Genomic DNA, 11,176 nt, shown 5'->3' on the forward strand with positions numbered 1-11,176 from the left:
GTGCAGCGGCCGTGTTGGCCTTTTCGTGCTGCTGCGGACGATTCCCCTTACGCAGTCGCCGTGCCAGCCGGATGCACCGGGAAGGCATCCAGACAAGTCAATGTTTATGTTCATCTTTTATCAGGAGCCGGCGGATTGCCGGGTTCGCGTCCGGCGCTCCGTCCCGCCACGGCCACGGGATTTCGCGGGCTGACGCGCCCGATCGCGGCTGACTTCACGCGCAGCCACCTGCCCCCGGGTGCCCCTGCCGTCCGGGAAGCACGCTCCGCGTGCAGCAGCGGATGGCCACGCTTTCAGGCGGTGCATTCCGGATCATCCGGCGTGCAGGCGCCCTGCAGCCCGGATTCCGGTGCGGGGGGCTTCGGATGATTTTTTTTCAAGGGTGTCCGGGCAAGCGCTGGCGGTGACGGAGCGGCGCAGCGCGTGCGTGAGCCTTGGCTGCCGCGCAGGAACCCAAGCGGAAAAGTGTAAGAAAACCCGATGAAACAGCATCTTCCGGCAAGCCTGCCGAATGCCGCCGGCCGCCCTGCATGGCGACCAGACCACGATGGAACCGGGTCCGGCCGACGGCATGGCTGCTCAGATTCTTCACTTTGTACCGGTACTTAGCACGACTGATGCATGAATGTTTCAGGAGGGTGCCGGCGGCGGTCAGCAACCTTACGCCGCATCCGGCATCACTTTACATTTGTAAATTCTGCTGAATATGCTGCAATGCAATGCACAGGACGTGCGTTGAGTAATGACTCTAGTGTCATTAAGATTTATTCACATTTCCTCACCCCCCATGCCGGAGGACCGATGAGCCATGGAAGCCCTCGATCTGAACAAGACTGACCTGCGCCGCACCACGTCCTACCAGCTGCACCGGCTCGCGCTGCTGCTGGTCGACCGGCTCGATCGTGAACAGCAGCGCGCCAACCTCGTGGCCGAGGTGCGCAAATGGCGGCTGCGCCGGCGCATGCGCATGATCGTGTCCGAACTGCTGAGCCGCCGCAGCCTCGACGAAGTGCTGTCGATGGCCGCCGCGAGCGCTTCCGATGCCCATCCGCAGGAACGCAGCGGCGAACTGTCGCGCCGCTACGTCGAGATGATCCGCAGCTTCCACGCCTGATCCCCCCGCTGCCGGCCCGCAGAGGGCCGGCGGGTATCCCGCGCTACGGCCGGCAGAGCGCTGCCCTGTCAGATCGCTTCCGGTGATGCGCACCGGTCTCCGCCCGGTCATCAGAAACCTGTTCCTGCTGCGGAAGCGGCAGCACGCTATATGATGGTATAAAAATTATATTTTTAGCGGCTTTCCTCAGCCGTTTTCGATGTTCAGCGTCAGGAAGTGCGTCGAGCAGGAGATGCACGGGTCGTAGCTGCGGATCAGCCGTTCGCAGCCGTGGCGCAGGCGCTCGTCGGACTGGTCGAGGCGGCTGGCGGCGTACTCGTGCAGGTCGGCCTCGATCTGGCGCTGGTTGACCGAGGTCGGGGCGACGATCTTCGCGTCGGTGATCACGCCGTCGGCGGCGAGCGTGTAGCGGTGATAACAGAGGCCGCGCGGGGCCTCGGTGGCGCCGTAGCCGGTGCCGGCGCGCGGCGGGCAGTCGATGGCCGGAGCCTCGGGCACGCGGTATCCGTCGATCAGCCGGCGCGCCTCGCCGAGTGCGTACAGCACCTCGATCACACGCGCGAGGATGGACTTGAACGGGTTGCGGCAGCCGGGCTCCAGTCCGATCTGCCCGGCGAGCCGGGCCAGCTCCGGCGGCAGCCGGTCGCGGTTCAGGTGCAGGCGCGCCAGCGGCCCGACGTGCACCGGCGTGCCGCCGTCGCTGCGCTGGCTCTGCAGCGCGGTCGAATGGCGGACATGGGTTTCGGTGAGCAGCCCGTCATAGCCTTCGAGCGGCAGGTCGATGCCGCGCGAGCTGACCAGCCGGCCTTCGGTGATCGCGTATTCCTCGTCGTGGCGCAGCGCCAGGAACTCGCAGTCGACCGTGAAATCCGGGAAGGCCAGCCGCGTGAGCTGATCGAGCTGACGCAGCATCGCATCGGTGGCCTGCCCGATGTCCGGCAGCAGCGCCTGCAGCGCCTCGGCATCGGGCGCGCGCCAGAAGCCGCCGACCTTCAGGTTCACCGGGTGAATCTCGCGACCGCCGATCACGCGCATCAGCGCGTTGCCGAGCTTGCGGATGCGCAGGGCCGCCTGGACCGTATCGCGGTGGCCGGCCTCGGCAAGCGCGACGGCATCGGGCATGCCGAGGAAATCCGGCAGATGCAGCAGGAAGACGTGCAGCGCGTGGCTCTCGATCCATTCGCCGCAGTAGATCAGCCGGCGCAGCGCCCGCAGTCCGGCCCCGACCTGCACGCCGCAGGCATCCTCCATCGCCTGCGCAGCCCCGAGCTGGTACGCGATCGGGCAGATGCCGCAGATGCGGGCGCTGATGTCCGGGGCCTCGCGGAAATCGCGCCCGCGCAGCAGCGCCTCGAAGAAGCGCGGCGGCTCGTAGATGCGCAGCTGCACGTCGAGCAGCCGGTCGCCGCGCACGCGCAGCGTCAGCGCCCCCTCGCCCTCGACGCGCGCGAGCGTGCCGACCTCGATGCGCCGTGTGCGCTCGCCGTCCATGTCCGGTTCCCGCGGCTTCAGCCGCCACCGGCGCGGCGGAAGGCGCCGGCGCCGGCGTTGAAGGTGTGCCAGAAGCGCCGGACCGCCGGCGGGTCGAGGCCGAGTTCGCCGAGCTTCACGGCGAGGGCATCGGTATTCGGCGCCTCCTTCGGTCCGAAGCAGCCGTAGCAGCCGCGCGCGAAGCCCGGGCACAGCGCCCCGCAGCCGGCCTGCGTGACCGGGCCGAGGCAGGGGGTGCCCTGCGCAACCGTCACGCAGACCTGGCCGGCGCGCTTGCACTCGGTGCAGACCGCAGCCGACGGGATCGACGGCCGGCGACCGCGCAGCAGCGCGTCGAGCAGCGCAAGCAGCTGGCGCTGGTCGATCGGGCAGCCGCGCAGCTCGTGATCGACCGGCACGTGCGCGGCGATCGGCGTCGACTCGGCGAGCGTGTCGAGGTACTCGGGCCGGGCGTAGACGAGGTGCGCAAACTCGGCGACATCGCGGAAATTGCGCAGCGCCTGGATGCCACCGCTGGTCGCGCAGGCGCCGATCGTCACCAGCCGCCGGGCGCTGCGCCGGACCCTGCGGATGCGCTCGCGATCGTGCGCGGTCGTGATCGAGCCTTCGACCAGCACGATGTCGTACGGCCCCGGCTGCATCGCCGACGAGGCTTCCGGGAAGTACGCGATCTCGACCGCCTCGCACACGGCCAGCAGTTCGTCCTCGCAGTCGAGCAGCGACAGCTGGCAGCCATCGCAGGAGGCGAACTTGAACACGGCCAGCCGCGGCCGGGACGGATTCCTTGCGGTATTGCGCGCTGCGTTCACAGCCCGTCCACCGTCATCAGCGCCTCGATGACATCGAAGCGGAACACCGGCCCGTCGCGGCAGACGAAATGCGGCCCGAACTGGCAGTGGCCGCACAGGCCGACCGCGCACTTCATGTTGCGCTCCATCGACACGTGGATGCGCTCGCGGCGGACGCCGCGCGCCAGCAGCGCCCGCGCCGTGTGGCGCATCATGATTTCCGGGCCGCAGACCAGCGCGAGCGTGTGCTGCGGGTCGTAGCCGCCGCCCTCGACCAGCCGCGGCACGACGCCGACGCGCCCGGCCCAGTCCTGCGTCGCGCGATCGACGGTCACATCGACCAGCAGGTCGAACTGGCCGCGCCAGCGCCTGAGTTCATGGCGGTACAGGATGTCGGCCGGCGTGCGCGCACCGTAGAAGATGCAGACCTGTCCGAAGCGCTGGCGATGACGCAGCACGTGCAGGATCGCCGGGCGCAGCGGCGCAAGTCCGACGCCGCCGGCGACGATGACCAGATCGCAGCCCTCGGCCTCGGCCCCGGACACCGGCCAGCACGAACCGAACGGTCCGCGCACGCCGAGCACGTCACCGGGCACGAGCCGGCGCATCGCCTCGGTGACCGGCCCGACCGCGCGGATCGTGTGCACGAGCGGGCCGTCGGCTTCGGGATCGCCGCTGATGCTGATCGGCACCTCGCCGAGCCCGAAGGCGTAGAGCATGTTGAACTGCCCGGGCAGGAAGCGCAGCGGCGCGCCGCCGGCGGTCGGCTGCAGTTCGAGCGTGAAGGTGTCGGACAGCTCGCGGCGCACGCGCTCGATGCGCCAGGGCTCCGGCAGCCACAGCGCGGGATCGGCCCCGCCGGGCGTGGCGTTCATCAGCCGCGCCCGCCCTGCGGCCGGGCATACAGGTCGGCGAGCTGCAGGCGCGCGGCCTGCAGCCGCCGGCCCATGACCGGCACGAAGCGCCGCAGCAGCGCGTAGCCGAGCGCCGGGTCCGAATCGAGCTTGTCGCGCAGGCAGTGCGCATCGAGCGCGACCACGCGCACCAGCGTCTGCGCGCGCGCGTCCATGCTCCAGCAGAACGGCGGCAGCAGCCACGACCAGCCGACGATGTCGCCTTCGCCGAGCGTGTCGAAGATCAGCGGTTCACGCCCCGGCGCGCGCAGCTCCAGCGTCACGCGGCCGTGGCGCAGCAGATAGAACTGATCGGCCGCCTCGCCCTCGCGAAACAGCCAGGCCCCGGCCTCGACCACGACGTTGCGTCCGCAGCCGGCCACGAACGCCGCCTGCTCCGGCGCCATGCCGGCGAAGAACGGATGCTCCAGCAGCATCCGGTCCAGCCCTGCGATCTCGACCATGCCTGCGACTCCGGTGTTCGTGGCGGCAGCAAGGAGCGGCGGGAGCGGCAGCCGGTACGGGTCGTCCCGCCCGTCTGCCGTCGTCCTGCCGGGGAATCATTCGCGCCGGTCTGTCCTGTCTCCTGCCTCATGCTTCACTGCCGGCCACCGCCGCCGCTTCCACGGTCAGGTCGATGCCGACCGGGCACCAGGTGATGCAGCGCCCGCAGCCGGTGCAGCCCGAAGTGCCGAACTGCGTGTGCCAGTACGCGAGCTTGTGCAGCAGCCACTGGCGGTAGCGGGCCGCGGGATCGGCGCGCACGTTGCCGCCGACGATGTACGAGTGTTCGAGATCGAAGCACGAATCCCAGCGCCGCACGCGCTCGGCCGTCGTGCCGCTCAGGTCGGTGCGATCCTCGATCGTCGAGCAGAAGCAGGTCGGACAGACCAGCGTGCAGTTCGCGCAGCCCAGGCAGCGCGCGGCCACCTGCTGCCAGTGCCGGTGTCCGGGCCGTGCGGCCAGGCGTTCGGCGAGCCCGCCGGTATCGAGCTGCCGCCCCATGCGCGTCGCCGCCTGCGCCAGCGCCTGCTCGACGCGGGCCTGATCTTCCGGCGTGCAGGCTTCGATCGGCAGCCGCGCGAGCAGCTTGCGACCGGCCGCACTGCCGGACTCGACCAGATACGAGGGCGTGCCGGCATCGAGCCATTCGGTCAGCCTCAGGTCGAAGGCGCCGCGCGCCTGCGGTCCGGTCTCCATCGACGCACAGAAGCAGGTGCCGCCCGGCTCCAGGCAGTTGATGGCGATGATCAGCGTCGCCTCCCGGCGCGCGCAGTACGCGGGGTCGTGCGCGAAGATGCGGTCCTGGATCGCGATCGCCGCCAGATCGCAGCCACGCACGCCGAGAAACGCCCGCAGCGGCGCCGTCGGCGTCGCCGACAGCGTGAAGCCGCCGTCCTGGTCGTCGCGCACGGCCCGGAACAGGACTTCCTCGGGCAGGAACAGCCAGCGCTTCCACGACAGCGGCCCGGTCACATGACCGAAGCGCGCGCTGTCGGCCCTGGGCACGACGCGGTACTGCGCGGCTTCCTGGGCGGTGTCGCTCCAGCCGACCGGCAGGTCTTCGAGACGATGGAGGATGCCGAGCGTGATCGCACCGTCGCGCAGCCGCGGACCGATGATCTCGCGCCGGTCCGCCCACAGCACATGCAGCAGCACGGCAAGGCCGGCCAGACTCAGGCGCTGCATGGTGGATCGCCCTCCGCTTGCGGATGGATCAGAGACCGGATCCTGTCGGCCGCGGCCCGTCTGCGGGCCGGTCGGGCCATGCGTGCGCTGCCGCCGGAAACTCCCCCCCGGTGAGTCGCGCAGCCAGATGCCTCGTCGCCGCGGCCACGGCCGGGCTCAAACCCGTGCCGAGGCACCAGCACTCGCCGCACACCGCGAGCAGCACCAGTTCGCTCGGCAGCAGGCCGAGCGCCCGGGCCAGTCTCACGGCGGTGGCAAGCCCCGTCGCGTGTGTCGAGGTCTGCCGCGTCTGCGCCGGCAGCACCGCACGCAGCCCGTCGAGCCGGACGATTGTCCCCGCAGGCCAGTCAGCCTGCGCGGCATCGACCACGATCACCCGCTCGGCCCCCACCCAGCGCATGATCAGGTCGGTCGCTTCTCCCGTCGCCTGCTCGATCCGCCATCCGGGCGGCGGGTTCGCGCTGAGCAACCGGGCGACTTCGAGACCGGCGGCATCATCGCCGCGGGCCTCGCTGCCGATGCCGATCAGGAGCGTGATTCCCGTCGTCTTCATGGCACCTGAACCCTAGCGCCGACCGATGCGCCTCGCCATGCACTGCGGATCATGAAAGCCGCTTCATTGATGCAGCGCAACTCCCTGATGAATATGGAAGATGCTCCCCGGGTTCGCGCTGCCGGCAGCCGCAATGAGGCCGCCTGCGCATTGCACGGCGGAGGGCACGAGCGCTGCTGCGCGTCCGATTCGTCCGTGCCGCGTGACGGCTACGCTGCTGCGTGGTCGTATCTGCCGCCGCCAGCGCGGCCTCACGTGTCCCCGTCCTCCGGAGTCCGCCATGCCTGCCGTTCACCGCCCTGCCCTCGCCGTGCTGCTCGCCCTCGTCGCCTCCGGCGCCACGGCAGCCCCCGATCTGCCCAAACGCAAGCCCGGCCTGTGGGAGACCACCGTGTCGATGCCGGCCATGCCCGGCGGCGCGATGCCGGCCATCAAGATGTGCATCGACGAGAAGACCGACGATCTGGTCGGCGGCCCGAACGGCGTCGGCCGCGAGAACTGCGAGCAGGTCGACATCCGCCGCGAAGGCGCGCGCTACGTGATCGAGTCGAAGTGCCGCTTCGGCGAGACGAAGACGCACACGACCGGCTGGTTCGAGGGCAGCTTCGACAGCGACTACAAGGGCGAGCTGAACACCGAATACAGCCCGCCGATGCAGGGCATGAAGAACGGCAAGGTGCTGATCGCCGGGCGCTGGCTCGGCGCCTGTCCGGCCGACATGCAGCCCGGCGACCTGCTGATGCCGAACGGCATGAAGGTCAATCCGTCGAAAATGCCGCAGGGCCAGCCGAAGCCCTGAAACCCGGCGCACGCCCGGGGCCCTGATGCCGCAGCGCCGGCCAGGCCCCGGTCCGGCAAGCGCCCGGGTCGCGTCTCCGCTGCTTCCTCGCGCGGCAAAACGCGAGGGAGCAGGAGACAGACCCGACATGGAGGAGTGACGGACTTTCAGTCGCGCTGGAGCGCGAACACGATCAGCGCGCCGCCGCTCTTGTAGCCGAACAGCGAATTGCCGCCGGCGGCGACGGCGACGTACTGCACGCCGTCGACCTCATACGTGACCGGCGGCGCGTTGACGCCGGCCCCGCACTGGAAGCGCCACAGCCGCTCGCCGGTGGCGGCATCGAAGGCATCGAAAAACCCGTCGCCCTCGCCGGTGAACACCAGCCCGCCGGCGGTGGCGAGCACGCCGCCGATCAGCGGCTTGTCGGTGCGCTGCTGCCAGCGGATGCGGCCGCCCTCGCGCGTCGCGATCGCCGTCAGCGTGCCCCAGTTCGGCTCATCGACCGGTTTCAGCTCGGTGTAGCGCAGCGCCTCGCCGCCTTTGGTGCCGGCGATCTCGCGCAGCGTGTAGCGGATCGGGATGTGCGCGGCCGCGACGTAGGCCAGACCGCTCGCCGGATCGAAAGCCACCGGCGACCAGCTCGCACCGCCGACCGCACCGGGCGCGATGCGCGTGCCTTCCGCCGTCGGTGCGGCAAAGAGATTCTCCTGCGGCACGAAGGCCTCGGACTTGAACAGCAGCGCCCCGCTGCGGCGCTCATGCGCATAGAACCAGCCGAGCTTCGACGCCTGCCCGACCGCCGCCACCGGGCCCTTGTCCGTCGGCAGCTCGAACAGCAGCGGCGGGCTGGCCACGTCATAGCCCCAGAGATCATGCGGCACCTGCTGGAAGTGCCACTTCAGCGTGCCGGTGCCGGCATCGAGTGCGGCGAGCGATACCGTATAGAGGTTGTCCCCGGGGCGGGAGCGGTCGTCCATCTGCGGCGACGGGTTGCCGATGCCGACGTACAGCAGGCCGCTCACGGCATCGTAGGCCGGCGTCGTCCACGCCGAACCGCCGCCGTAGCGGGCGGCATCGGGATATTTCCCGAGTTCGGCCTGCTCGCGGGCGGGATCGCGCGGCAGCGCCACCCCGTCCGGCGTCGTGCTGCGGAAGCTGCCTTCCCAGCCGCTCGCCGGCACCGTGTCGAACTGCCAGACGCGCCTGCCCGTCTGCGCGTCGAAGGCGGCATAGAAGCCCGGCCGGCCATAGCGGCCGGCGAAACCGACGACGGTGCCGACCGGCGCGTTCGGGGTTTCGGCTTCGAGGTGCAGGCCGTAGCCGACGCCGGTGATGCCGACGATGACCTTGCCGTCCACCACCAGCGGCGCCATGTTGACGCCGATGCCGGTGCTGCCGGTTGCCGACGGCCGCGTCGCAGCCTTGCCGGCATCGAGCTGCCCGACGCTCTCGGTCGGTCCCTCGTCGGTGGCGACGGCCACATCCCATACCGGCTTGCCGCTGGCGGCATCGAGCGCGATCAGCCGCGCATCGACGGTGCCGATGAACACCTTGCCGTAGGCCACCGCCACGCCGCGACTCGCCGGGCCGCAGCACATCTTCGGCGTGCGCCGCTGGTGTTCGTAGCGCCACAGCTCGCGGCCGCTGGCGGCGTCGATCGCCGCAACGTGATCGAAGGGCATCGACAGGTACAGCACGCCGTCGACGACGATCGGCGTGGCCTGGAACGAGGCCGTCGTGCCGGTCTGGTAGATCCACTTCGGCACCAGCCGGCCGATGGTCTCGCGGTTGATCTGCGTGAGCGGCGAAAAGCGCTGCTGACCGTAGTCGCGGCCATACGAGAGCCAGTTGCCGGACTCCTGCGCCGCATCGCGCAGGCGCGCATCGTCGACGGCACCGGCCAGCGCCGGCGCGGCAAGGCCGAATGCCGACAGCAGCACAAGGATTCGATGCATGGCACTGCCCTCTGCGGCGGGATCGGGGCATCCCGGAACGTGCCGGGCACTGTAGCCGCAGGCGCCGGCACGCGCCGCCAGCCCTTGCACCCCGGCCGGTCCGACTGAACCGCGTGCCGGGGCATGGCTCGAAACAGCCGGTGCCCGCAGCGCACTGCGCTGCTGCGCACCGGCTGCGCTCCCCGCTGCGGCCCGACGACGACAACGACAAGACTGCCCGGAGTCCGCCGGCGATGAACGAAGCCCTGCATGCCCTCGAAACCGGCGCCCGCCTCGGCTATCTGGCCCGTGCCGTCGTCTACTTCATGATCGGCACGCTGGCGCTGATGGCCGGGCTCGGCTACGGCGGCGAGACCGAGGATCCGAAGGACGCGCTGCGTGACCTGTTCCGCCAGCCGTTCGGCGAGGTGCTGGTCATCGCCGCCGCCGCCGGGCTGGCGGGTTACGGACTCTGGCGGCTGCTGATGGCGGTGCGTGATCCCGAACATGCGCTGTACGCCGATGAAGGCCGCGCGCAGCGCATCGGCCGCCGGCTCGGCTATGTCGGCAGCGGCCTCGCCAACCTGTCGCTGGCCGCATTCGCGCTGAGCCTGCAGTTCCCGCGCCTCGTGCCGTTTGGCCACGGCGGCAGCGGCGACGGCACCCGCGACTGGACGGCGCGGCTGTTGCGCGTTCCGGCCGGCGAATGGCTGGTGGCCGGGGTCGGCGTGGTGTTCCTGATCACCGCCGCGGTCTTCGCCGTGCGCGCCTGGAAGGCCGGTTTCTGCAAGACCCTCGCGCCCGAAGCGCAACGGCCGCTGATCGTGAACCTCTGCCGCATCGGCATCGGCGCGCGGGCCGTGGTGTTCGCGCTGATCGGCGTGTTCCTGATCGTCGCCGCCTGGCGCGCCGATCCGCGTGAAGCCAGGGGGCTTGGCGCCTCGCTCGCAGCACTGCGCGAACAGCCGGCCGGCGAATGGCTGCTGGCCGCCGTCGGCGCCGGACTGGTGGCGTTTGCGTTCTTCAGCCTGATCGAGGCGCGCTGGCGGAGAATCCGGACGCAGTGAGGGCGCAGCCGGCTGCTGCCGCTCATACCCTGCTTCGCCGCCGGTACACCAGCGGCTCGCGCGTTCGCGCATCCCCCTGCCGTTCAGGCCGGCTTTCGTTGCTGACCCGACCCGCCCGCTACGCTTGCCGGCAGCGGACCCGGACTGCATGCAGGGGGCAGCCGGAAACCGGTCACGGATACTGGGGGATCGATCATGCCGAATCTGCTGGCCTGGCAGGCAGCCACCGACTGGAAAACCTCACCGATCTCGCTGCCGGCGAACATCGAAGGTTTCGAGATGATCGCCGGGCCGGCACCGGACCCGTCCTGGACCGGTTCGCCGATGGTGGCGTACCTCGGCCCGAGCGGTGAACGCCGCATCTGGTATGACGGCGTCATGTGTCAGCAGATGGGTTCGTATGCCTCGATGTTCGTGCTGCTGCACGAAATCGCCCATCACACGCTGCTGCACACGGCCCAGCCGATCGTGCCGACGCTGCTGCTTTCTGCCGCCCAGCAGTCGATGGGCCGGGAGGCGCAGGCCGACAACGTCGCCTGCCGGGAGGCCGTGCGTTTCTTCCCGCTGGAAGCGCCGGAGGTGCTCGATGCCATTTACAAGTACTGGGCGGCTGCCCAGGGCAGCGGCGGCAGCTCGCATCCGTCCGACGCGCAGCGTGCGGTCAACGTCTATCAGCAGTGGCAGTCGTATCTGAGCACGGCGCGCTGCGACATCCTCGTGCACAACGATCCGCTGACGCCGCGCGATGCCATCGTCAAGCTGCTCGGCGTGCTGCAGGTCAATCCGGTGCTGGTCGATCCGCTGATCCATCAGGCCGAACTCACCGGCAGCCTGCGGCTCAATTACGACGGCAACGGTTATTTCTA

General features: G+C 70.1%; 10 protein-coding genes and 1 pseudogene. 4 read left to right on the forward strand and 7 right to left on the reverse strand.

What is annotated here, in order from left to right; all coding sequences use genetic code 11:
- Window positions 1–808: 808 nt before the first annotated feature.
- Complete coding sequence (locus tag PKE44_RS08905; protein WP_324550229.1) at window positions 809–1,114, forward strand: hypothetical protein; 306 nt, start codon at window positions 809–811, stop codon at window positions 1,112–1,114.
- 186 nt (window positions 1,115–1,300) lie between these two features.
- Here PKE44_RS08905 and PKE44_RS08910 read toward each other — a convergent pair whose 3' ends face one another.
- From PKE44_RS08910 to PKE44_RS08935, 6 genes are all read right to left on the reverse strand, one after another.
- Complete coding sequence (locus PKE44_RS08910; protein WP_324550231.1) at window positions 1,301–2,605, reverse strand: nickel-dependent hydrogenase large subunit; 1,305 nt, start codon at window positions 2,603–2,605, stop codon at window positions 1,301–1,303.
- A gap of 17 nt (window positions 2,606–2,622) precedes the next feature.
- Complete coding sequence (locus PKE44_RS08915; RefSeq protein WP_324550233.1) at window positions 2,623–3,363, reverse strand: oxidoreductase; 741 nt, start codon at window positions 3,361–3,363, stop codon at window positions 2,623–2,625.
- Window positions 3,364–3,410: 47 nt separating this feature from the next.
- A complete protein-coding gene (locus PKE44_RS08920) occupies window positions 3,411–4,268 on the reverse strand; it encodes an FAD/NAD(P)-binding protein (RefSeq protein ID WP_324550234.1) in 858 nt (285 codons plus the stop codon).
- The gene (locus PKE44_RS08925) at window positions 4,268–4,750 is read right to left on the reverse strand and encodes a cyclic nucleotide-binding domain-containing protein (RefSeq protein ID WP_324550236.1); all 483 of its coding nucleotides are present in this window, start codon (window positions 4,748–4,750) and stop codon (window positions 4,268–4,270) included. Before PKE44_RS08925 ends, PKE44_RS08920 begins: the two co-directional genes overlap by 1 nt.
- A 127-nt stretch (window positions 4,751–4,877) precedes the next feature.
- Entirely contained in the window at window positions 4,878–5,975 is a 1,098-nt protein-coding gene (locus PKE44_RS08930; protein WP_324550238.1) for a 4Fe-4S dicluster domain-containing protein, read from the reverse strand.
- 28 nt (window positions 5,976–6,003) lie between these two features.
- A complete protein-coding gene (locus tag PKE44_RS08935; RefSeq protein ID WP_324550240.1) occupies window positions 6,004–6,528 on the reverse strand; it encodes a hydrogenase maturation protease in 525 nt (174 codons plus the stop codon).
- A 280-nt stretch (window positions 6,529–6,808) separates the two neighbouring features.
- On the opposite strand from PKE44_RS08935, the gene PKE44_RS08940 reads away from it, so the two are divergent.
- Window positions 6,809–7,327, forward strand: coding sequence for a DUF3617 family protein (locus PKE44_RS08940; RefSeq protein ID WP_324550243.1), 519 nt, complete (start codon window positions 6,809–6,811; stop codon window positions 7,325–7,327).
- Window positions 7,328–7,473: 146 nt separating this feature from the next.
- On the opposite strand, the gene PKE44_RS08945 is transcribed toward PKE44_RS08940, so the two are convergent.
- Complete coding sequence (locus PKE44_RS08945; RefSeq protein ID WP_324550245.1) at window positions 7,474–9,264, reverse strand: PQQ-binding-like beta-propeller repeat protein; 1,791 nt, start codon at window positions 9,262–9,264, stop codon at window positions 7,474–7,476.
- 233 nt (window positions 9,265–9,497) lie between these two features.
- Here PKE44_RS08945 and PKE44_RS08950 point away from each other — a divergent pair, with 233 nt between their 5' ends.
- Window positions 9,498–10,310 (forward strand): DUF1206 domain-containing protein, encoded by an 813-nt coding sequence (locus PKE44_RS08950; RefSeq protein ID WP_324550248.1) that lies wholly within the window; start codon window positions 9,498–9,500, stop codon window positions 10,308–10,310.
- A gap of 195 nt (window positions 10,311–10,505) precedes the next feature.
- Window positions 10,506–11,176: pseudogene (locus PKE44_RS08955) on the forward strand (hypothetical protein); the annotation flags it as partial.

Source organism: Plasticicumulans sp. (assembly GCF_035331805.1).
Lineage (GTDB): Bacteria > Pseudomonadota > Gammaproteobacteria > Competibacterales > Competibacteraceae > Plasticicumulans.